Here is a 20,363-nt window from a genome sequence, read left to right as displayed (position 1 = left end):
GCACCCTTAGTGATTGTCACGGGGAACGGGAGAACCCGTGCGCCCCACGAGGAAGTCGAAATCCGCGCCGCGATCGGCCTGCAGCACATGGTCGATATACAGCTTCTGGTAGCCGCGCGCGGCGTGCGGCTGCGGCGCGACCCAGGCGGCACGGCGGGCGGCGAGGTCTTCGGCGCTGACATGCAGGTGCAGCGCGCGGGCCGGCACGTCGAGCGTGATCAGGTCGCCATTCTTCACCAGCGCCAGCGGGCCGCCGGCGGTCGCCTCCGGGGCGACATGCAGCACCACCGTGCCATAGGCGGTGCCGGACATGCGGGCATCGGAAATGCGGATCATGTCGCGCACGCCCTCGCGCAGCAGCTTGGCCGGCAGCGGCATGTTGCCAACCTCCGCCATGCCGGGATAGCCCTTCGGCCCGCAATGCTTCAGCACCATGATGCAGGAGGCGTCGATGTCGAGCGCCTCGTCGTTCACGCCATGGTGCATCTCTTCGACGCTCTCGAACACCACGGCGCGCCCGGTGTGCTGCATCAGATGCGGCGAGGCGGCGGACGGCTTGATGACGGCGCCGTCCGGCGCGAGGTTGCCGGTTAGGATGGCGATGCCAGCGTCGGGCTTGAAGGGTGCCTCGAACGAGGTGATGACCTCGGCGTTCCAATTCGGCGCGGCGGAAACGTTCTCCCACATGGTGCGGCCGTTCACCGTGCGGGCGTCCTTGTGCAGCAGGCCGCGTTCGCCGAGCGCGCGCAGCACCGCCGGCAGGCCGCCGGCATAGTAGAAATCCTCCATCAGGAAGCGGCCGGACGGCATCAGGTCGACAAGGCAGTGGATGTCGCGGCCCAGCCGGTCGAAATCGGCGAGTGTCAGGTCCACGCCGATGCGCCCGGCGATGGCGAGCAGATGCACCACCGCATTGGTGGAGCCGCCGATCGCCGCCAGCGTGCGGATGGCGTTCTCGAAGGCGTCGCTCGTCAGGATGTCGGAGGGCTTGAGGTCCTCCTGTACCATGTCGACGATACGCCGCCCGGCCATGCGCGCCAGCAGGTTGCGGCGGGCGTCCACGGCGGGGATGGCGGCGTTCTCGGGCATGCCGATGCCGAGCGCCTCGACCATCGAGGCCATGGTGGAAGCGGTGCCCATTGTCATGCAGGAGCCGGAGGAGCGGTTCATGCCCGCTTCCGCCTCGTGGAACTCGGCCATGGTGATCTCGCCGGCGCGCAGCTGCTCGCTCATCGAGATGATGTTGGTGCCCGAACCGATGATCTGGCCGCGATAATTGCCGCGCAGCTGCGGGCCGCCGGAAACGCCGATGGTGGGAAGGTCGGCGGAAGCCGCGCCCATCAGCAAGGCGGGTGTGGTCTTGTCGCAGCCCATCAGCAGCACCACGCCATCGAGCGGATGGGCGCGGATCGCCTCCTCCACATCCATCGAGGCGAGGTTGCGGAAGAGCATGGCGGTGGGGCGCATCGTCACCTCGCCAAGCGAGGAGACGGGAAATTCCAGGGGATAGCCGCCCGCATCCAGCACGCCGCGCCGCACATGCTCGGCGAGATCGCGGAAATGGATGTTGCAGGGCGTCAGCTCGGACCAGGTGTTGCAGATGCCGATCACCGGCCGGCCGTCGAAACGGTCCTGCGGCTGGCCGGAATTCTTCAGGAACGAGCGGTAATAGAAGCCCATCTTGTCCTGGCGCCCGAACCAGCTCTGGCTGCGCAGCGTCTTCTTGTCGTTGCTCGACCCGTCATCGCTCATCTGGGCACCCGTTCAGCCTGCCGCGCCATGGCGGCGCAGGCCGTTGAAAATCACATTGGTCATTGCGGCGGCGGCGGCCTCCGCATCCTTGTCGGCGATCGCCTCGACGATGCGCTCATGCGCGGCGACGGCGATGTCGTGCTCGCGCGCGTCGCCGGGGGCGGAGAGTACGAAGGAAGCGCGCAGCGCCGCCTCGATCACCGCGCCGATGGAGCGCATGAACGGGTTGCCGGAAGCGGTGGCGACGGCGACATGCAGCGTCAGGTCGGCCTCGGCGAAGATGGACGAGGCGCCCGGCTCGTTCTTCATCAGCGCCACCGCCCGGCGCATCACGGCCACGTCGTCCTCATTGCGGCGCTCGGCGGCCAGCGCGGCGGCGCGCGGCTCGACCGCCAGCCGGATTTCCGAGAGGTCGCGCAGGAAGCGCTTGTCGATGCCGGCATCTAGATGCCAGGCGAGCACGTCGTGGTCGAACATGTTCCAAAAGGCGCGCTCGCGCACCACGGTGCCGACGCGGGCCTTGGTGGAGAGCAGGCCCTTGGCGACCAGCGTCTTGACGCTCTCGCGCAGCACCGGCCTCGACACACCGAAGATCAGCGTCAGCTCGGCATCGCCCGGCAGTTTGGCGCCCTCGCCATAGCGGCCGGAGATGATGTCGATGCCGATGGTGCGGGCGACTTCCGCATGGTTGGAGTGCGAACGGCGCGCCGGAATGACGATGATCTGCGAGGCATTTGGCGCGCTCATGGGTGGGCTCCGGCCGGGGCGCGCCGCGAGCGGCGGGCCAGATGCAGGGTGAGCTGCTGGAAGGCGATGAAGGCGAACAGCAGCAGGCCGGTGGCGATCTTCGCCCACCAGCTCGACAGCATGCCGTCGAAGCTGATGTAGGTCTGGATCAGGCCCTGGATCATCACCCCGAGGAAGGAGCCGAAGATGAAGCCGTATCCGCCGGAGAGCAGCGTGCCGCCAATCACCACCGCGGCGATGGCGTCGAGCTCCACGCCGACCGCCGAGAGCGAATAGCCCGACGAGGTGTAGAGCGAGAACACGATTCCCGCGAGCCCGGCAAGCACGCTGGAGAGGGTGTAGATGAGCACCGTGGTGCGGGCGACATTGATGCCCATCAGCCCCGTCGCGGTGCGCGAGCCGCCCAGCGCATAGACATTGGCGCCGAAGCGGGTGAGGTGCAGCAGCACCATGCCGGCGAGAACCACCACCAGCATGATCATCGCCGGCACGGTGAGCCGGGCCCCGCCCTCGAAGCGCAGGGCATAGTCGGACAGGTGGGCGTAGAGGTCGGCGGAAATCGGGATCGATTCCGTCGAGAGCAGGAAGCTCACCCCGCGGGCCAGGAACATGCCGGCCAGCGTGACGATGAAGGGCGGCAGCTCGAAATACTGGATGATCGCCCCCATGCCCGCGCCGAAGGCGGCGCAGATGACGAGGATGAGCACGAAGGCCGCCGGCGGCGGCACGCCCCAGCGCTCCACCGCGAGGGCCAGGAACACCGTGGTGAAGCCGATGACCGAGCCAACCGAGAGATCGATGCCGCCCGAGATGATGACGAAGGTCATGCCGACCGCGACAATGGCGAGGAAGGCGTTGTCGGTCAGCAGGTTCATCACCACCCGCAGCGAGGCGAAATTCGGGTAGGCCAGCGAGCAGAGGACGAAACCGGCGAGGAACACCGCCAGGGTGGCGAGCACCGGGGTCAGGCGGCTCAGGGAGCGGAACATCGGCGCCTCCTCACGGCTTCTTGCGGGCGAACAGGACGCCCAGCCCGGCGAGATGGCCGCCAAGCCGGGGCGACTGCGCGAGCAGCACGACAAGCACCACCACCGCCTTCACCACGAGATTGGTCTCTGGCGGAAAGCCGGAAAGCAGGATGCCGGTGTTCATCGCCTGGATAATGAGCGCGCCGACCACCGCGAGAATGATGGAGAAGCGCCCGCCGAACAGCGACGTGCCGCCGATGACCACCGCGAGGATGGCGTCGAGCTCCAGCCACAGCCCGGCATTATTGGCGTCGGCGCCGAGAATGTCGGCGCTGGCGACGACGCCCGCGAGCGCCGCGCACAGGCCGCTCCACACATAGACCGCGACGGTGATGAGCTTCGTCCCGATGCCGGCCAGCGCGCTGGCGCGGGGATTGCCGCCCGTCGCCTCGATCATCAGGCCCAGCGCCGTGCCGCGCACGATGGCGAGCGTCAGCGCCATCATGCCCAGCGTCAGCACCACCGGCGTCGGCAGGCCGAGCACCGAGCCGCCGCCAAGGAACGCCAGCTCCGGCGAGGTGAAGGTGACGATGCGCCCCTCGGTGATGAGCTGGGCGATGCCGCGCCCCGCCACCATGAGGATGAGCGTCGCCACGATGGGCTGTATGCCGAGCACGGCGACCAGCAGCCCGTTCCACAGGCCGCAGGCGAGCCCCGCGCCAAGCGCGGCGGCGAGCACGACCGGGAGGGCGTGGGTGTCGGCGAGGCTGGCGGCAATGGCGCCGCAGATCGCCATCACCGCGCCCACCGACAGGTCGATGCCGCGCATGGCGATGACCAGCACCATGCCGATGGACAGGAGGGCAACCGGCGCGCCGCGATTGAGCACGTCGATCAGGCTGCCGAACAGCCGTCCGTCCTGCAGGCGAATGTCGAAGAACTGCGGCGACACCACCCAATTGGCGGCAAGGATGACCGCCAGGGCGACGATCTGCGAGGTGCCGATGCGGGGGAGACGCAATGCCATGGCGCTTCCCCTCACGCCGCGCTGGCCGCGGGCGGCACATCGGCGATGGCGGCAAGGATGGCCGGCACGTCGATATCCGCGCCCGCCAGTCGGGCGACATGGGCGCGGTCGCGCAGCACGACGACCTCGTCCGCATAGGTGACGAGTTCTTCCAGCTCGGAGGAAACGACGAGCAGCGCCATTCCCTCAAGGCACAGGTCGCGGATCAGCCCGATGATCTCGGCATGCGCGCCCACGTCGATACCGCGCGTCGGCTCGTCGAGGATCAGCAGGCGCGGGGACGTGGCAAGCCAGCGGGCCAGCAGCGCCTTCTGCTGGTTGCCGCCGGAGAGCAGGCCGATGGGCCGCTCGGGGTCCGGCGGGCGGATGTCCAGCAGGCGGATGAACTTCGCCGCGATGGCGTCCTGCTCCCGCCGCGACAGCGGGGACAGCGCCCCGCGCCGTGCCTGCAGCGCCAGCACGATGTTCTCGCGCACGGTGAGCTCGGCGACGATGCCCTCGGTCTTGCGCTCCTCCGGGCAATAGCCGAAGCCGAGCGCCATGGCCTCGCGCGGCGAGCCGATGGCGGCCGGGCGACCGGCGACTTCCGTGCTGCCGCTATCGGCCCGTTCGGCGCCGAAGACGAGGCGCACCGTCTCCGTGCGGCCGGAGCCGAGAAGGCCGGCAAGGCCGACCACATGGCCGGCCCGCAGGGTGAGATCGAAGGGAGCGAGATAGCCGGCCTTGCCCACGGCCCGGAAGGTGGCGATCTCCGTCCCCGCAGTGCTTTCCGCGTGAATCGTGCGTCGCGAGGTCGCCTCGCTCAGCTCGCGGCCCAGCATCAGCCGCACCAGATCGAGGCGTGGCAGTTCGCCGACCGGCGCGCTGCCGGCCAGCTTGCCGTTGCGCAGCACGGTGATGCGGTCGCAGATGGCGTAGACCTGATCGAGGAAATGGGTGACGAAGACGATGCCAATGCCGCGCGCCCTCAACTGGCGCATGACGGCGAACAGCACCTCGACCTCATGCGCGTCGAGGCTGGCGGTGGGCTCATCCAGGATGAGCACGCGTGCCGACTGGTCGACGGCACGGGCAATGGCGACGATGTGCTGGATGGCGACCGAGTAGCTCTCCAGCGGCGCCGCAACGTCGATGGCGAGGCCGAATTCGGCCAGCAACGCAGCGGCGCGCCGGCGCATCTCGCCCTCGCGCACGATGCCGAAGCGCGTCGGCTGGCGGCCGAGGAACAGGTTCTGCGCCACCGAAAGATTGGGGGCGAGGTTGACCTCCTGATAGACCGTGGCGATGCCGGACTTCACCGCTTCCTCGGCGGAGCGCGGCGCAACCTCGACGCCGTCGAGGCGCATCGAACCGGCATCGCGCGCGACGACACCCGTCATGGTCTTGATGAGCGTCGACTTGCCGGCGCCGTTCTCGCCGAGCAGCGCGTGGATCTCGCCGGCCCGGAGGGTGAAGTCGACCCGGTCGAGCGCTATGAAGCCGGCAAAGGATTTGCTGAAGCCGGTAAGCGCGAGCAGGGGTGCGTGGTCAGTGGGGGGCATGGGATGCGATCTTGCTGCGCGCGCCGGTGGGCACAAATCGGGGACGAACGACCGGAAGCGGCGGGCCGGGACGGCCTGCGTGCGTCGAGACGCGGGGTGAGGCCCCGCTCCTCGGCATGACGAACGCCCCGGCATATCCGCGTCATACGGAAGCCCGGCGCAGCCGGGCCTAGATGGACGCAGGACCGTTCCGCCCTGCGTCCTTCGGCCCGCTCAGTAGCCGAGGTCCTTCTTGGATTCGTAGACCGCCTTGGGGTTGTCGGCCTGGGTGTAGAGCTTCGATTCCGTCTGGATCCACTTCGGCGGAACGGTACCCTTCTCCTTGAAGGCGACGACGGCGTCGAAGGCGGGACCGGCCATGTTGGGGGTCAGTTCGACCGTCGCATTGGCCTCGCCGGCCGCCATGGCCTTGAAGATGTCCGGCACGGCGTCGATGGAGACGGTGAGCACCTCGGTTCCCGGCTTGAGACCGGCTTCCTTCATCGCCTGGATGGCGCCGACCATCATGTCGTCATTGTGGGCGTAGACGGCGCAAATGTTCTTGCCGCCGCCTTCGGCCTTGATGAAGCTTTCCATGACTTCCTTGCCCTTGGCGCGGGTGAAGTCACCGGTCTGGCTGCGCACGATCTTGACGTTCGAGGCGCCGGCGATGCCGTCCTCGAAGCCCTTCTTGCGGTTGGTGGCGACGCTGGCACCGACCGTGCCCTGAAGTTCCACCACGTTGCACGGCTTGCCGGCGGCGGTCTTCACCAGCCACTCGCCGGCGACCTTGCCTTCGTGCACGCTGTCGGACGTCACGGCGGTCAGGTAGAGCTCCTTGCCCGAGGGGTCGATGTCGCGGTCGAGCAGCACGACCGGGATCTTCGCCTCCTTGGCCTCCTTCAGCACCGAATCCCATCCGGTGGCGACGACGGGCGCGAGGAAGATGGCGTCGACGCCCTGCGCCACGAAGGAGCGGATCGCCTTGATCTGGTTCTCCTGCTTCTGCTGGGCGTCGGCGATTTTGAAATTGATGTTGCGCTTCTTGGCCTCGGCCTTGGAAACGGTGGTCTCGGCGGCGCGCCAGCCCGATTCCGAGCCGATCTGCGAAAAGCCGATGGTCATCTCCGCGGCGCTAGCGCCGACGGAGAACAGCGTGCCGGAAACGGCGGACGCAAGCAGCAATGCCCTGAGATTCATTGGCGTTTCTCCCGTGAGGATTCGCCGTCGCACCACTGCCGGGCGCGTTTCGGCGGGGAATCTATGACACACTCTTTTCAGGCTGAATAGTCATACTGTTTTACTTTTTAACAGCGGCCAGCACGCGCCCCGCCCGCGCGGTGGGCGGGAGGACGGTTCCCGGCCACCGACGGCCGCCGACCTGTCGCCTCTGGCGGCCTTCACCTAAGGGAACGGGCGTAGTGGATGGCCGTTCTTCCTCTAGCCAAACCCATTTGGCAGGAGGAAAGCCATGACAACGAACCGGAAGAAAACCCGGACGATCGCCACCGCCGCCGCCTTTTGCGCGGCTCTTACCCTCGCAGGAAACGCCGCTTTTGCCGGGCCGTGCACCGGCCGTGTCACCGCGCTCGAGAAGAGCCTGGCGGCGACCGATGCCGGTTCCGGGCCGACCCAGGTGCCCGCTGCCGCCACCATGCCACCTGATGCGGGCGTGCCGCGCGCCGGGGAAGCTCCCGGCACCGGCGGGACGGCCGGCATGAACGCAGCCGTCGCCGGCAAGGCGACGTCGCCCGCCGATGTGCGGGCGCAGACAGGGGGGCAGCCGACCGCGGCCGAGGGCGGCGCTTCGGCCGCCCAGCAGGTCAGCGATGCGTTGGCCGCGGCCAAGCGCGCCGACGATGCCGGAGATGCCGCCGCGTGCGGCAAGGCGCTGGACGAGGCCGAGAAGCTGATGCGCGGCTAGGGCGCGCACAGGCCCCGCCTTCCCATGGGGAGGCGGGGCGCTGTCGTGGCGACACTATTGTCCGTTACACGGCGGAGCCGCTGACGACATCCTGCGCGTCGAGGGAGATAGGCCCTTCGGTTGTGCCCCCGCTCTCGATCTTGTGCAGGGCGGCGGCTTCGATGCGCGGGCGGTGCTGTTCGAAGCGGGCGAGCCGGTCGGACCGGCTGACCAACTCGGCGTTCTCCAGCCGTTCGAGCGCCTCGTAGCTGACAAGGCATTCGACGATGTCCTTGTCGCCACGAAAGAAGAAACGAATGGCCTTGCGATCGGCAAGGTCCTCGGGCGGCTTGGCCGAATGATGGAGCGTCATGATCACCTCCTTGATCAGCGGGTTAACCCCCGATGGCTGAGGAAGTTCGAACGAAGGACGCAAAGTCCGGGTTGTGCGCGCGGGGAGACCGCCTTGATGCGCGCACATTGAAATCGCATCACCCGCAGGCCTCGGCCGAGGTGCAGAGAGCGGCAATGGCGACGGCAGACGACATCAGGCGACGCATTGCAGAGACGGTGCAACCCCGGCTGGGCCGCATCGCCGACAATGAGGTAGGGATATACCCTGTTTCGGGCGACGCGGTGAACTGGTCCGCGAAGATCGCCGCTCAGGGCGGGGGCGGCCATGCCTACCGGCAATGGCGTCTCGACCAGTTGCGCACCGCGATCGCGACGGTGCGCCGCGAAATGCCCCATGTGGACTGGGACGCGTAAAGCGCGCTGCGGCGAACATCACGGCGCCACGGTCCTGCCGAGCACCACCAGGTTGCGCGGACCTGTCGCCACCGGCACGCGGCCGATGATCGCCCGGCGGGCGATGTCGATCACCACGACCTCGTCGCCAGCCCAATCGACGGCCACCGCCTTTGCCGACGACACCACGGCGATGCCTTCGGGAAACGAGCCGAGCGATGGCTGCTCCGGGGCCAATGTCAGCGTGCCGGCGTCGACAATGGCGAGCCTGCCGCTCTGCTGGTTGCTCACCACGATGTCGCGGGCGTCCGGCGTCACCGCCACGCCATAGGGCATGAGCCCGACCTTGATCCGCTTCAACTCGTCCGGCGCGGCCCCGGTGGCGATCACCGAGAGATCGCCGCTCTGGACATTGGCCACGTAGAGCCGGCCGCCATCCGGCGAGAGGGCGAGGGCGAAGGGAGCGCGCCCGGTCGGCACGGTTGCCACCCGGGCGAGCGTGGCGAGATCCACCACGCTGACCTGATGGCTTTCACGGTCGGCCAGATAGACCCGCCCCGCCGCTTCATCGACGACGAGACCGGCCGGCGAACGCCCGACCGCAACCCGCCCGGTCTCCGCACCGCTCGCCGCATCGAGCCGGATCAGCGCGTCAGCGCTCCAGTCGCTGACCAGAAGGCTTTGGCCGTCCTGCGTCACGGCGATGCCGAAGGGCTCGCGCCCGGCCTTGAAGGTTGCCGTGACGCGTCGCGTCGCGACATCGATCCGGCTGACGAGACTGAGGTCGGGATGGGTGATGTAGAGCGTGCGTCCGTCCGGCGTAGCGGCGATGCCCGCCGGCACCTTCGCGACGGGTATCTCCGCCACCACCCGCACCGCCTCGACGTCCACCAGCGTCACCATGGCCGCCTTCTGCGAGACCACCGCTGCGATGATCGGGGCGCCATCCTCCGCGTGGGTGGCGCGGCCGGCGAGCAGCAGGAGAAGCGTCGCGAGGGCCAGTCCCGCCAGCGGCGTCTTCACGGCGCCCTCACTTGGTCGCTACCTTGGCCTTCAGCCCATCGAGGCCCTGCTTGATGAAATCCGTCATGGCGGCGACCGCGGCCTCGTCATTGCGGTCTTCCGGCGGTTCGTTGGTGGTGTCGGCGCGGTAGAAGCGGGCGCTCCACGACACCAGGCTGCCGGCGGCGTCGGGCTTCACTTCGATGGTCTGGGTATAGAAGCTGACCGGGATGGCTTCGGCATTCTCCGTCAGCAGGCGGTAGGAGATGCGGTGTGCAGCGGTATCGACCTCGTCGAGGCCCTCCGTGACATCGCCCTTCTCCAGCGTCAGCACGCGTTCGGCGCCCGCCGCGTCGCCGCCGGTGGACGCCACCTTCTTCACCAGCGGATGCCAGTCGCCGATGCCGCCAAATTTAACGAGCTGCGCCCACACCGCCTCCGGCGGGGCGGCGATCACCAGCGTCTCGTCGGCGCGCTGCGGCGTGGGGCCATGCGCGAGGGCCAGCAGGGGGCCGAGCAGCAGCAGGCCGAACGCAAGCGCAAGTCTTTGAAGCATCGTCTTTTTCCTTTAACGGGTGGGGAGGCGTTCCGGGCGCCGCGAGGTGGTGGCGCCCAGACCGAAGAGAAGCGCCAGGCAGAACAGCGCCAGCGCCGCCGGGATGGCGGCGGTGTCGACGCGCATCTCGACCGGCCGGGCACGCGTATCGGCCTCCACGGCGGCCAGCAGCCCGCCGGCATGGCCGAGTGCGAGGAAGCCGACCCCGGTCTGGGAGGCGAGCGCCCGCAGATGTTCCCCGCGCATGGCGCTGAGATGCTCGGTGCCGGCCGCCGCGTCGCTGCCCCAGGGCGCGTTGCGCGGGTTCCACCCGGCGCGCGAGGCGGCATCCTCCGGCGGGGGGCCGATGCGATTTTCCTGCGGCACGTCCTCCTCGGCGTAGAAGCCGACCTCGCGACCGTCCTGGTCGAATTTCGGGATCGGGGAGGGGTCCGTGCCGCCGACGCCGACCAGCAGGCCCGCCACCTCGCCGGCCTTGCCGTCAAACGCCGGCAACTCGCCATTGGCAAGGGGCGGCGCCTCGTGCCCGTCGGTCATGAACACCAGATCGGCCTTGAGGCCGGCGGCCATGGCGAGGGCGGAATGGACGCCGCGCGCGACATAGCTGTCGCCCTCCCAGGCCATGCGCCAATCCAGGCCATCGATGGAGCCGGCGATGGCGGCGAAGTTCTCGCACACCTCGGCCGGCTCGAAGAGCAGGAAGCTGCGCCGCTCGGTGAAGATGGCGAGGCCGAGCCGCGAACCGCAGGGAAGCCCGGCGAGGACATCGCGCGCGCCGCGCTGCGCCGCCGTCAGGCGGGTGGCGGGGGCGCCGGCGACGGTCGCGTCTCGCACATTCATGCTGCCGGTGACGTCGATGACCACCAGCAGGTCGCGCACATTGCCGGTGCGCACGATACGCGGGGCGAACAGCGCCGCCAGAATGGCGAGGAGCGCCGCCAGCAGCAGCCAGAATCGCCAGTCGCGGGCGAGAGTGCGCATCTCGTGGCCTGCGTGCCTCATGGCAGGCCCTTCGGCAGGCCGGGAAGGTCGGTCCACAGCCGCTTGGCCGCCTCGGGCGGGATTTCCTCGCCGTCGACGTCGATCTGCGGAAAATCGCGCACCAGCCGCATGGCGAGGTCGAGATTATACTTCCCGTCCCAGAAGCCGGGCTCGACCATGAGCGCGCGGCGGTAATTCTCCTTGGCCAACCGCACCAGCGGAATGGCGGGGTCGATCCGGTTGGACTCCAGGTGATCGATCGCCAGGCGCAGGCGGGCATTGGCCATGTCGTACAGCGCGGCGACGGCAAGGCGGCGATCGGGGCTGGAGCCCAGCCGGTTGAGCAGTGGCTGCGCCTCGTCGAGCCGCCCGCGGGTGGCGAGGAAATGCAGCCGGGCGAACAGCAGTTCCGGCGGGTCCTCGGTGCCGACCGCGAGGTCATGGCCCGCGCCGAGCGAGGCGATCAGCGCATTGTCGCGCTCGACGATGAACAGCCGCGCGCCGAACCAGGCCGCCGCCGCTAGACTGCCGACGAGCACCAGAAATGTGGCGATCAGCGCCAGACGCTCACGTCTCATGCGGCCCTCCTCATGTGGATGGCGGGCGCGCCGCCGGCGGCATGACCCGCGGCGGGGCGCAGTTGCCGCTCGGCCAGCTTGGCGGCCAGCAGCAGCGCGACGGCCAGCCCCGCCAGCACGAAGGTGGGATGGGCGAGATCGCGGCGCGGGATGCGCTCGACATAGCGGATGGGCCGCGTCTCCTGCCGGTCGATCTCGGTGATCGCCTCCGCCACTGCCTGCGGGCTGGTCGCCTCGAAGGCGCGATAGGGCACGCCGAGGCTCTGCAGGAACAGGTGCAGATGCCGTTCCGGATTGGACTGCGCCGTGTCCTCGCCCGAGGGCGGCACGTCGTAGATGCCTTTCGAGCCGCGCGAGCGCAGGAACAGCCAGTAGAGATGCACCGGCGTGCGGGCCGCCGCGTCGCGCAGCGCGTCCTGCACCCGGCGGTCGATCAGCGCCGCGCCGTCCGACACCAGCAGGACCGCGCGCGACGCCTCGGCCGTGTCGTCGGCGAAATAGGAGAAGGCCAGCGCCAGGCCCCGCCCGACATCGGTGAAGGCGAGGCCGGGCCGGTCGATGGCGTCGATGGCCGCGTCCACCACGCCGTGATGGTCGGTCAGCGGCAGCACCGGCATGGGTGAGGTGGAAAAGGCGGCCACGGCGATGCGGTCATGCGGGCGGCGCGCCACGAATTCCGCCAGCAGGCGCTTGGCCGCGGACGATTTCGACTCCTGGTCGCCGGTGGGCGCGCGGTCGGCGAAGCTGTTGTCCATGCTGGACGAGCGGTCGAGCAGCAGCACCAGATGCGCGCCGGTGCCCTCGCGCTCCACGCTCTGCTCGCGCCGGTGCACACCGGCGATGCCGAGAACGAGGGCCGCCATGGCGACCGCCCCGGTGAGCCGGAGGCCGACCGCGACCACCCGCGACAGCGTATCGGGCGGAATGAGGCGCGTCGACGGGATGCCGCGCCGCCGGAAGGCCGATGCGGCCAGCGGCAGCAGGGCGAGGAGAAGCAGCCAGAGCACGAGCGGACGGTCGACCCCCCAGTCGCCTGTCAGCGCCTCCCAGGCGGCGAGGGCGGCGTTCATTGCGTTCCCCGCTCGACGGCACGCAGACGGCGCGAGAGGGCGACGAGGTCGGCCGGGGGCAGTTCACGCTGCGCGCCTGCGGGATCGGCGCCGAAGAAGGCCCGTCGGGAAGCCTCGAACAGCCGCCGAACCTCGGCCTCGGCGGAACGAAAGGCCGAATGCCGCTCGAAGAAGCCCGGCAGGTCCTCGGCGAACACGCCCTTGCCGTCGGTGGCGTCGAAGGCCCGGTGCAAAGCCTGCAAGGCGGTTCCGTAGCCCGAGGCGGCCGAATGGGGATCGTCACCCGGGGAGGCCAGCGTCGCCGGGATGGCGCGGGCGGCCCGGGCGAACGGCCGCGACCGACGCTTCCCAAACGGGCCCCAACCCAGTTGCCAGGCGAGAGCGAGACCGGCGCCAAGCGCCGCGCCGAGCGCCACAAGCAGGTTGCGGGTGATTCCGGCCGTCTGGATGGGGCGGGGCATGATGTCCGGGCGCAGCGCCATCGCCGATTCCGGCCCGGTGGCGACGATCTCGCGCAGGGGCGACGTCAGAAACGACCAGGCCGGCACCCCGACCGGAACGCGCCGGTCGCCATCGACGGCAAAGAGCGCCATGGCGGGAATGGTAAGCCGGCGCGGTTCCAGCGGCGCGTAGAAGGTCTGGTAGACCAGATCGAGCGTGTAGCGATGGGTGCCTGCACTCACCCCTTGGTCGGTCAGGCGCACGTCGCGCAAATCGAGCCAGTAGTCGAGCCCGCGCGGCTGCGGCAGCGAGGCGGCATCCAGCACATAGGGGGCTTCGAGCGCGATCTCGGCGGTCAGGGTGATCGTGTCGCCGATGACATAGCCGAAGCCACGAGGCGCGTAGAGGTCGACGGCCTGAACCTGCGCGGCGGCCGGTACGGCGCCGGCCAGCAGGACGAGCAGCGGAAGGATGCGCGCGGGCCGCCCCATTCAGCCCTCCATCAGTCGTTCAGCCAGGGCGTCGGTGTCGAGCGCGTCCTTGAGATCGACCGGGCGCAGCCCGCGACGGGTGAAGTGCGCGCCCAGCGCCAGGCGGCGCTCGCGCGCGTCGCGCAGCCAGCGAGCCCGCAGGCTCGGGCGCATCAGCACCAGCCGGGCCGCGCCGGTCTCCAGGTCGCCGACCTCGATCAGCCCCCAACGGGGCAGGTTCTCTTCCATCGCGCCGTCTCGGACGATCACCGGGATGACGTCATGCCGCCACAGTGCGTCGAGCAGGCGGTCGATCTCGGTGGCGGGCATGAGGAAGTCGGACACGAGGAAGACCAGCGAGCGGCGCCTCGGCAGCCCTTCGGCCGCGTCCAGCAGGCCGGACGCGCCGACACCGTGCGGCTGTGCGCCAGCAAGGCGCTGGCGCACCTCTTCCTCCAGCCCGCGCCGGCGCGCGAAGGGCAGGCTGGCCGCCTCGTTCACCCGCGCGTCGCAGCCGAACAGGGCGAAGCTGTCGCCCGAACGCACGGCGGAAAGCGCCAGCACGGCGCAGAGATCGGCGACGCGCTGCTGCACCGCCTCGCCGAAGCGCATCGAGCCGGACAAATCGACCAGCGCCGCCACCGGCACGGCGCGGCGCGGCGCGAACTGGCGCACATGCAGTTCGCCATAGGGGTCGCGCAGCGAGACGCGCAGGTCGATGCGGCGCGGATCCGGCAGGCGCAGCAGCGAGACATGGCGCCGGAACTCGCCTTCCGATCCCTCGCCGCGCCCGGGATGCGCGCCGGGAAAGATGCCTTCCGGCCGCCAGCGCAGGCGATAGGGCAGGGGGCGCGTTTCCGTGGCGCGCATTTCCGTGGGACGCGCTTCCATGGTGCGCGACTCCACCGGGCGTGGCGCGGCGGGGCGCTTCATGGCGCCGGGACCCTTTCGAACACCCCGGCGATGAGGGCGGCGATGATGGGCTCGCGGCGCAGCTCATAGACCGGATCGATGAAGATGCGGTGTGCCATGACCTCGGGAAACACGGCCCGCAAATCTTCCGGCACCACCATGTCGCGCCCTTCGATCCAGGCGCGCACGCGCGCCGCCCGGATGAGGTAGCTCATGCCGCGCGGGCTGGCGCCGCCCTGCACCAGCCGGCCGATATCGACGCCGTCAATGTCGAGGCCGAGCCGTTCGGGATCGCGCACCGCTTCCCAGAGCGCCAGCGTGTAGGCCTCCAGCGCCGGGCTGGTGCGCACGCCGATCTGGATGGCGCGGGCCACGGTGCCGAGCGCCTCCGGGTCGAGAACGCCGCTCTCCACCTCCATCAGCAGCATGTCGACGTCATGGAAGCGCGGATCGAAGACGAGGCTGCGGCGCGCCTCCGTCTCCGCCGGCATCAGCACCTGCACTTCCATCAGGAAGCGGTCGCGGGCGGCGGCGGGCAGTTCGAACGTCTCCTCGCGCTCCACCCGGTTGCGGTCGGCGAAGACCTGCACATGGGGAAAGCGGTATTCGCGGTTGAAGGCCGAGACCGAGCGTTCCGCCATGAGACGAAGCAGCAGCGAATGCACCTGCGGGCGGGCGCGGTTTATCTCGTTGAAGAAGAAGATGGAGAGGTCCTCGCCCTGGCGCAGCAGCGGGCCGGGATCGATGCGCGGCTTCCCGTCCTCGCCGAGATGGGCGTGGTAGACGAGGTCGCCGGGCATCAGGTCGATGGTGCCCTCGATGCGCTCGAAGGCGCCGCCGATGGCCCGCGCCATGGCGCGCAGCAGCGTGGTCTTGCCGACGCCGACATCGCCTTCCAGCAGCACATGGCCGCGGGCGAAGGTGGCGATGGTCAGCAGGCGGATGACCCGCTCCTGCCCCAGCACCACCTTGCCGATCTCGCGTTCGAAACGCAGGGCCTGGGCGTGCCAGTCCGACAGCACGGAATCGGGATCGCGAAGGAGGTGCATCGGGAAGCCCTTCAGGCGGACAGGCGACGAGCCGCCTGTGCGGGAAAAGGGCGCGGCCCACGCGCGCGGGGGAAGCCCGTTCGACGTTGGCCGCGCCAGTTGCCCACAAACCGGGCGGCTAGCCCGGAGGATCGCGGGGCGGACAGGAGAATGTCGTCCGCCCGCAGGTGGGTTCTCGAAAAATAAAGCCGTGGCGAAGCGTCAGTTCGGGATCTTGCTCACGTCGTAGACCCACTTGCCGCTCTTCTCGAAATAGGCGACCCGCTGGGCATTGCGGGCTTCCATCGCCTTGATCGATTCCGACTGCTTGTTGATCTCCTTGGGATCGTGCTTGGGATCGTATTTGGAGCCGGCCACCTTGTCGGGATAGCCGGGCTTGGCTTCCCAGCAATTGCCGGGCGCCTTGCAGTTGGTGCCGTCATAGGCGCTCGCGCCGCCGAGCATGGCGAGGCTCAGCGCACCGGCGCCGGCAAGGGTCAGGGCAAAAGTCACGCTACGGTCGATGATGCTCATGTTCAGTCTCCTGGTCGTTTTCCACCCGTCTTCGACCGGCGCGGTTCAGCCGGCCGGCCCGCCGCACGCTTCGGGCAGCTCTTCGGCTGGCTCGACGTGCTTGGCGTTCGCGTCGAAGGGTTTGAACCTGCTGCGCTGTTCGTCGGTCAGCCAGACGGCACCCTTCGGATCGTCCTTGTAGAGATGCCGGACCCAGGACATGGCGAGCAGCATCTCGTTCATGTTGAGCGCGCCATACATCGGGCCCATCTGGCCGTTGGCGCCGCCGAAGACGGTCTCGAACAGGCCCTGGTCGGTCTCGTTCTTCGGATAGGTCCAGTAGGAATCGTTGAGGCCGGGGCCGATCTTGCCCTCGCCATAATGGCCGTGGCAGCCCGAGCACATCGACAGGAAGATTTCGTGCGCCTTGGGCAGGCAGACGGGATCCTCGTTGTAGATATTCTTTCCGGTCTCCAGGAAGGTCTTCACCGCCTTGGTGTCGCGGCCCTCTTCCGGCGCCTCGGAAAGGTCGAGCGGCTGCCCGGTGACGGTGTTGCTCAGCATGATCGCAGCGCGGGCACCGAACCCCACCACGCCGGCCGAAAGGACGCCGGCCAGCAGCAGGGTGGCCGCCTTGTTGGTGAAAATCGTCTTCGTCATCGAACCTTGTTCACATCGAGAGATCAGGGGCGCACCGGAGTCCCGGCAGGCAGGCCGGTGCGTCGAAGCGGAGATCAGGTATTGGGCTCAAGCAGCGGAATGCCTTCCTGCGTGAGGATCTGCTCGATCTGCGGACGTGCCTTGGCGAGCGCCTCGTTGATCTCCGTGAGCAGGGCCGGATCGTTCTTCCGCACGCCGATCGCCTGGTCGTAATGCATCGGGATCGGGGTATCGTTCGGCCGGTCGATGTCCTTGGTGATGACCGTCATGCGCAGCGGGGTGGAGGACGCCTTGACGTAGCGCGCCACTTCGGGCGCGAAGGCGATGCCGACATCCGCCTCGCCGCCGGCGACCTCGCTCACGATCCGGTCGCCCGGCACCTGGATCCACTCGTTGCGGCGGGATTTGAAGTTGACCAGTGAGTACATGTAGGCCGCGTTGTCCTCGAAGCGGCCGATGCGCTTGAGCATGGTCTCGGCGGGCGAATAGAAGCGCACCGCAAAGCGGGTCTGGTCCTTGATCTGCTGATCTTCCCAGTCGCCGGTGGTGATGTCGCGGTCGGCCTTGGTGACCAGCACGTAGCCGGTGCGGTAATAGGGCTGGGAGGTCAGCACGCGTTCGTCGCCGACATCCATGCCCATGACCACGTCGCAGTTGTTCTTGTCGAGCTGGTCGCGCACCAGATAGATGCCCGGCTTGTCGCTGCGCACGAACACCGCCTTGCGGCCCATGGCCTGGGCCACGACCGTGGCGATGCGGTCCTCGAAGCCGGAGGAATCGGCGGCGGAGAACGGCGCCTCGACATTGGACGCGCAGATGCGCAGCTCATGGGGATTGCGCCCACCGGCCTTGTCCGCCTCGACGGTCGCGGCGTCGGCGTGCCCGGCGAGGGCGAAACCGGAAAGGGCGAGACCGGCGGCAATGGCGAGCCGGCTGACGACCTGTCGCGTGGACATGCTGGAGTCCTCCTGGACGAGATTTCGAGGTCGAGAAATCCTGCGGGGCAGGGGAGCGGCAAGGGTGGCCGTGCCGTCCGCACGTGCCGCCCCGCCGATTCAGTGCCGGCCGCGGCCGGGACCTGCTTGGGAGACTTCGCCGCCCGCCGCTTGGTCGCGGCGGGCGGCGTTCAGGTCAGGCGAAGGGATCAGCCGCCGCCCTGGATCACGTTCGTCGAGTATTCGCCGACATTGGGATCGCTGTAGGGACCATCGCCGTTCAGCGAGAACACCATCACGCCGCCACCCATCTGGGTGTAGTGCTGGAGCTGCTTGAAGGCGCCCACCGAGCCGAGGCCGGCGGTCGGGTCGTTGAGGTCGAACACCAGGCCGACACCCGGCCAGCCACCGACGCCGTAATAGATGGCGACGAACTGCTTGCCATTATGGGTGTAGGTCATCGGGTGGCCGATCACGCCGGAGGGAAGCTTGAACTTCCACAGCAGCTCGCCGGTGTCGCTGTCGCGCGCCTTGATGAAGCCGTCCAGCGTCCCGTAGAACATCACGCCGCCAGCGGTGGCGAGCGTGCCGCCCCAGGCCGCGAAGCGCTCCATCACCTGCCACTTGAACTTGTTGTTGATGGCGTCGTAGGCCTTCACCTGACCGAGACCTTCATAGGTCTGGCGGTCACCCTTCGGGCCGGGATACATCCACAGGGTCGCACCGACGAAGAACTGGCCGGCACGGTAGGGGAGCATGAAGGGCTCCCAGTCCATGCAGATGTGGTTGATGCCCATGAAGAAGGACTTGCGCTCCGGATCGTAGGAGTCATGTCCCTGGTTGTGGTAGCCCATCGCCGAGGGGCAGACCTCGCGCGCCTTGTGGTCCATGCGGGTCCCGTATTCAGGGTCGCGCTCGGGCAGGCCGGTCTTCAGGTCGACCTTCTTCACCCAGTTGACCGTGTCGTCGATCTTGTCGGCCGAGACGAGGTCGCCATTGGTGCGGTCGAGCGAATAGACGATGCCGTTCCGGTCGGGATGGGTGAGAAGCTTGCGCATCTTCCCTTCCTTGTCCTGCTGCTCGGAGAGCATCATGACGTTGACGCCGGCATAGTCCCACTCGTCGTGCGGGGTCTTCTGGTAGCCGAACTTGGCGTTACCGGTGTCGATGTCGCGACCCCAGATGGTCATCGTCCACTTGTTGTCGCCCGGACGCATGGTCTCGTTCCACGGCGCCGGGTTGCCCGAGCCGTAGTAGAAGAGGTTGGTGTCCGGGTCGAAGGCGTACCAGCCCCAATTGGTGCCGCCGCCGATCTTCCAGGCCTCGCCTTCCCAGGTCGCCTTGCCCAGGCCCTTCTGGCCGTAATGCGGGTTGGCGCTGTTGAAGTCGTCGGCGAGGCGCACTTCCTCATCCGGCCCGGTGGCATAGGCGCGCCACTTCTGGGCACCGGTCGCCATGTCATAGGCGGTCACATAGCCGCGCACGCCGAGCTCGGCGCCCGAGGAGCCGATGAGCACCGTGTCCTTCACGACATAGGGGGCGATGGTGAGCGTCGAGCCGACCTTGATGTCGGAGTTCTCGAGCTTCCAGTATTCCTCGCCCGTTTTGGCGTCGAGGGCGACGACATGGCCGTCGAGCTGGGTCTTGACGATGAGCGGACCGACCTTGCCGTTGCCGGGCCAATAGGCCAGGCCGCGGTTGACGACGTCGCAGCAGGCGACGGCGCGGGCGGTCGGGTTCTGCTTCGGCTTGTGCTGCCACAGGATCTTGCCCGGGTCGTCCAGCCCGACCGCGAAGGTCGTGTTGGGGAAGGGCGAGTGGATGTACATCACGCCGTCGACGACGAGGGGGGTGCCCTCATGGCCGGACAGCACACCGGTGGAGAACGACCAGGCAGGACGCAGCTGCTTGACGTTCGCCTTGGTGATTTCTTTCGCTTCACTGTAGTTGTTGGCGCTGTAGTTCTTGCCGGTCATCGGCCAATTGTCGGTGCTTTTCGACAGCTCCACGAGCTTGTCGTTGGCAACCGCCGGCGCCGAGGCGCCGAAGCTGACCGCGGCCGCCATGACGGCGGCGACGGAGAGCGCGGACACCGAAGTGTGCAGTCGGCTCATTGGGTATTCCCTCGCGTTTCCTACTTCCCAGGCCGTCCCGCTGCGCCTCGGCTTTGCCGTCGACGTGCGGGTCTCTTTTATCTCTCGCCGCGCCCTCTCATGGCGGGGCACTTTCCATGAGCTTGTTTTGAGTGCGGCGGAGAATTCTTATGATTTTTTAAGTTATTGCTTGTTGTGGGAGTATTGTTCGCTGTCTGCGGATTTATTGTCTTTAGGCAGAATGGAAATTCGGGGCAGGAACTTTTCCCTGTACACGGAGATAATTCGTCGCCGATATGCGGAAGCCTTGCCGAAACGGCTGAAAACTGATTTGCTATCAGCAGGTTGAAGGACGTTGTGTGCCTTGCCGGGCACTCGCCGATAAACGCCCTGTCCCTGCGCGAGCCTCGGCGTTAATAGTGTAGAGCGGCTGTCACTGATAAGAAGTTCATAAGTAAAC

The 20,363-nt window shown here is 68.2% G+C and carries 21 protein-coding genes; 2 read left to right on the top strand and 19 right to left on the bottom strand.

Annotated elements, in window-relative coordinates:
- Nucleotides 1-6: 6 nt before the first annotated feature.
- The 6 genes from ACQY76_RS18870 to ytfQ form a co-directional block, all read right to left on the bottom strand.
- Nucleotides 7-1,752, bottom strand: a complete 1,746-nt coding sequence (locus ACQY76_RS18870) for an IlvD/Edd family dehydratase (RefSeq protein WP_428030230.1) — start codon at nt 1,750-1,752, stop codon at nt 7-9.
- Nucleotides 1,753-1,764: 12 nt separating this feature from the next.
- The gene (locus ACQY76_RS18865; protein WP_428030229.1) at nt 1,765-2,499 is read right to left on the bottom strand and encodes a FadR/GntR family transcriptional regulator; all 735 of its coding nucleotides are present in this window, start codon (nt 2,497-2,499) and stop codon (nt 1,765-1,767) included.
- Complete coding sequence (gene yjfF, locus ACQY76_RS18860; protein ID WP_428030228.1) at nt 2,496-3,488, bottom strand: galactofuranose ABC transporter, permease protein YjfF; 993 nt, start codon at nt 3,486-3,488, stop codon at nt 2,496-2,498. Before yjfF ends, ACQY76_RS18865 begins: the two co-directional genes overlap by 4 nt.
- Before the next feature lie 10 nt (nt 3,489-3,498).
- Complete coding sequence (locus ACQY76_RS18855) at nt 3,499-4,494, bottom strand: ABC transporter permease (protein ID WP_428030227.1); 996 nt, start codon at nt 4,492-4,494, stop codon at nt 3,499-3,501.
- 11 nt (nt 4,495-4,505) lie between these two features.
- Complete coding sequence (locus tag ACQY76_RS18850; RefSeq protein WP_428030226.1) at nt 4,506-6,035, bottom strand: sugar ABC transporter ATP-binding protein; 1,530 nt, start codon at nt 6,033-6,035, stop codon at nt 4,506-4,508.
- A gap of 213 nt (nt 6,036-6,248) precedes the next feature.
- The gene (ytfQ, locus tag ACQY76_RS18845) at nt 6,249-7,214 is read right to left on the bottom strand and encodes a galactofuranose ABC transporter, galactofuranose-binding protein YtfQ (protein ID WP_428030225.1); all 966 of its coding nucleotides are present in this window, start codon (nt 7,212-7,214) and stop codon (nt 6,249-6,251) included.
- Between the two features lie 271 nt (nt 7,215-7,485).
- Between ytfQ and ACQY76_RS18840 the strand changes: the two genes are divergently transcribed.
- Nucleotides 7,486-7,938, top strand: a complete 453-nt coding sequence (locus tag ACQY76_RS18840; RefSeq protein WP_428030224.1) for a hypothetical protein — start codon at nt 7,486-7,488, stop codon at nt 7,936-7,938.
- Between the two features lie 64 nt (nt 7,939-8,002).
- Here the strand turns inward: ACQY76_RS18840 and ACQY76_RS18835 are convergent, their stop codons facing one another.
- A complete protein-coding gene (locus ACQY76_RS18835; RefSeq protein ID WP_428030223.1) occupies nt 8,003-8,290 on the bottom strand; it encodes a DUF1488 family protein in 288 nt (95 codons plus the stop codon).
- A gap of 32 nt (nt 8,291-8,322) precedes the next feature.
- Between ACQY76_RS18835 and ACQY76_RS18830 the strand changes: the two genes are divergently transcribed.
- Nucleotides 8,323-8,685 (top strand): hypothetical protein, encoded by a 363-nt coding sequence (locus ACQY76_RS18830; protein ID WP_428030222.1) that lies wholly within the window; start codon nt 8,323-8,325, stop codon nt 8,683-8,685.
- An 18-nt stretch (nt 8,686-8,703) separates the two neighbouring features.
- On the opposite strand, the gene ACQY76_RS18825 is transcribed toward ACQY76_RS18830, so the two are convergent.
- From ACQY76_RS18825 to ACQY76_RS18770, 12 genes are all read right to left on the bottom strand, one after another.
- Nucleotides 8,704-9,687 carry a cytochrome D1 domain-containing protein gene (locus ACQY76_RS18825; protein ID WP_428030221.1) on the bottom strand — a complete coding sequence of 328 codons (984 nt, stop codon included), beginning with the start codon at nt 9,685-9,687 and terminating at the stop codon, nt 8,704-8,706.
- 7 nt (nt 9,688-9,694) lie between these two features.
- On the bottom strand, nt 9,695-10,222 hold the full coding sequence (locus ACQY76_RS18820) for an SRPBCC family protein (protein WP_428030220.1): 528 nt from the start codon (nt 10,220-10,222) through the stop codon (nt 9,695-9,697).
- A 12-nt stretch (nt 10,223-10,234) separates the two neighbouring features.
- Nucleotides 10,235-11,224, bottom strand: a complete 990-nt coding sequence (locus tag ACQY76_RS18815; protein ID WP_428030219.1) for a vWA domain-containing protein — start codon at nt 11,222-11,224, stop codon at nt 10,235-10,237.
- Nucleotides 11,221-11,781, bottom strand: coding sequence for a hypothetical protein (locus ACQY76_RS18810; RefSeq protein WP_428030218.1), 561 nt, complete (start codon nt 11,779-11,781; stop codon nt 11,221-11,223). The genes ACQY76_RS18815 and ACQY76_RS18810 overlap by 4 nt, the downstream gene beginning before the upstream one ends.
- Complete coding sequence (locus ACQY76_RS18805) at nt 11,778-12,851, bottom strand: VWA domain-containing protein (protein WP_428030217.1); 1,074 nt, start codon at nt 12,849-12,851, stop codon at nt 11,778-11,780. The genes ACQY76_RS18810 and ACQY76_RS18805 overlap by 4 nt, the downstream gene beginning before the upstream one ends.
- On the bottom strand, nt 12,848-13,783 hold the full coding sequence (locus ACQY76_RS18800) for a nonribosomal peptide synthetase MxaA (protein WP_428030216.1): 936 nt from the start codon (nt 13,781-13,783) through the stop codon (nt 12,848-12,850). The genes ACQY76_RS18805 and ACQY76_RS18800 overlap by 4 nt, the downstream gene beginning before the upstream one ends.
- The gene (locus tag ACQY76_RS18795; RefSeq protein ID WP_428030215.1) at nt 13,784-14,653 is read right to left on the bottom strand and encodes a DUF58 domain-containing protein; all 870 of its coding nucleotides are present in this window, start codon (nt 14,651-14,653) and stop codon (nt 13,784-13,786) included.
- Between the two features lie 38 nt (nt 14,654-14,691).
- On the bottom strand, nt 14,692-15,723 hold the full coding sequence (locus ACQY76_RS18790) for an AAA family ATPase (protein ID WP_428030214.1): 1,032 nt from the start codon (nt 15,721-15,723) through the stop codon (nt 14,692-14,694).
- 201 nt (nt 15,724-15,924) lie between these two features.
- Nucleotides 15,925-16,236, bottom strand: a complete 312-nt coding sequence (locus ACQY76_RS18785; RefSeq protein WP_428030213.1) for a methanol dehydrogenase [cytochrome c] subunit — start codon at nt 16,234-16,236, stop codon at nt 15,925-15,927.
- A gap of 45 nt (nt 16,237-16,281) precedes the next feature.
- Complete coding sequence (gene moxG / locus ACQY76_RS18780) at nt 16,282-16,875, bottom strand: cytochrome c(L), periplasmic (protein WP_428030212.1); 594 nt, start codon at nt 16,873-16,875, stop codon at nt 16,282-16,284.
- Between the two features lie 74 nt (nt 16,876-16,949).
- A complete protein-coding gene (moxJ, locus tag ACQY76_RS18775) occupies nt 16,950-17,831 on the bottom strand; it encodes a methanol oxidation system protein MoxJ (protein ID WP_428030211.1) in 882 nt (293 codons plus the stop codon).
- Between the two features lie 188 nt (nt 17,832-18,019).
- Nucleotides 18,020-19,924: a methanol/ethanol family PQQ-dependent dehydrogenase gene (locus ACQY76_RS18770; protein ID WP_428030210.1), complete on the bottom strand. Its 1,905-nt coding sequence runs from the start codon at nt 19,922-19,924 to the stop codon at nt 18,020-18,022.
- Between the last annotated feature and the right edge of the window lie 439 nt (nt 19,925-20,363).

Source organism: Ancylobacter sp. (genome assembly GCF_965279025.1).
In the GTDB taxonomy this organism is placed as follows: domain Bacteria; phylum Pseudomonadota; class Alphaproteobacteria; order Rhizobiales; family Xanthobacteraceae; genus Ancylobacter.
Note: the sequence above shows the minus strand (reverse complement) of the source record. Positions and strands in the feature narration are given on the sequence as shown.

What these genes read in the sequence shown, in the direction of transcription:
- ACQY76_RS18870 (WP_428030230.1), bottom strand. Translation starts at nt 1,752, where the DNA reads ATGAGCGATGACGGGTCGAGCAACGACAAGAAGACGCTGCGCAGCCAG.
- ACQY76_RS18865 (WP_428030229.1), bottom strand. Translation starts at nt 2,499, where the DNA reads ATGAGCGCGCCAAATGCCTCGCAGATCATCGTCATTCCGGCGCGCCGT.
- yjfF (WP_428030228.1), bottom strand. Translation starts at nt 3,488, where the DNA reads ATGTTCCGCTCCCTGAGCCGCCTGACCCCGGTGCTCGCCACCCTGGCG.
- ACQY76_RS18855 (WP_428030227.1), bottom strand. Translation starts at nt 4,494, where the DNA reads ATGGCATTGCGTCTCCCCCGCATCGGCACCTCGCAGATCGTCGCCCTG.
- ACQY76_RS18850 (WP_428030226.1), bottom strand. Translation starts at nt 6,035, where the DNA reads ATGCCCCCCACTGACCACGCACCCCTGCTCGCGCTTACCGGCTTCAGC.
- ytfQ (WP_428030225.1), bottom strand. Translation starts at nt 7,214, where the DNA reads ATGAATCTCAGGGCATTGCTGCTTGCGTCCGCCGTTTCCGGCACGCTG.
- ACQY76_RS18840 (WP_428030224.1), top strand. Translation starts at nt 7,486, where the DNA reads ATGACAACGAACCGGAAGAAAACCCGGACGATCGCCACCGCCGCCGCC.
- ACQY76_RS18835 (WP_428030223.1), bottom strand. Translation starts at nt 8,290, where the DNA reads ATGACGCTCCATCATTCGGCCAAGCCGCCCGAGGACCTTGCCGATCGC.
- ACQY76_RS18830 (WP_428030222.1), top strand. Translation starts at nt 8,323, where the DNA reads ATGGCTGAGGAAGTTCGAACGAAGGACGCAAAGTCCGGGTTGTGCGCG.
- ACQY76_RS18820 (WP_428030220.1), bottom strand. Translation starts at nt 10,222, where the DNA reads ATGCTTCAAAGACTTGCGCTTGCGTTCGGCCTGCTGCTGCTCGGCCCC.
- ACQY76_RS18815 (WP_428030219.1), bottom strand. Translation starts at nt 11,224, where the DNA reads ATGAGGCACGCAGGCCACGAGATGCGCACTCTCGCCCGCGACTGGCGA.
- ACQY76_RS18810 (WP_428030218.1), bottom strand. Translation starts at nt 11,781, where the DNA reads ATGAGACGTGAGCGTCTGGCGCTGATCGCCACATTTCTGGTGCTCGTC.
- ACQY76_RS18805 (WP_428030217.1), bottom strand. Translation starts at nt 12,851, where the DNA reads ATGAACGCCGCCCTCGCCGCCTGGGAGGCGCTGACAGGCGACTGGGGG.
- ACQY76_RS18800 (WP_428030216.1), bottom strand. Translation starts at nt 13,783, where the DNA reads ATGGGGCGGCCCGCGCGCATCCTTCCGCTGCTCGTCCTGCTGGCCGGC.
- ACQY76_RS18795 (WP_428030215.1), bottom strand. Translation starts at nt 14,653, where the DNA reads ATGGAAGCGCGTCCCACGGAAATGCGCGCCACGGAAACGCGCCCCCTG.
- ACQY76_RS18790 (WP_428030214.1), bottom strand. Translation starts at nt 15,723, where the DNA reads ATGCACCTCCTTCGCGATCCCGATTCCGTGCTGTCGGACTGGCACGCC.
- ACQY76_RS18785 (WP_428030213.1), bottom strand. Translation starts at nt 16,236, where the DNA reads ATGAGCATCATCGACCGTAGCGTGACTTTTGCCCTGACCCTTGCCGGC.
- moxG (WP_428030212.1), bottom strand. Translation starts at nt 16,875, where the DNA reads ATGACGAAGACGATTTTCACCAACAAGGCGGCCACCCTGCTGCTGGCC.
- moxJ (WP_428030211.1), bottom strand. Translation starts at nt 17,831, where the DNA reads ATGTCCACGCGACAGGTCGTCAGCCGGCTCGCCATTGCCGCCGGTCTC.
- ACQY76_RS18770 (WP_428030210.1), bottom strand. Translation starts at nt 19,924, where the DNA reads ATGAGCCGACTGCACACTTCGGTGTCCGCGCTCTCCGTCGCCGCCGTC.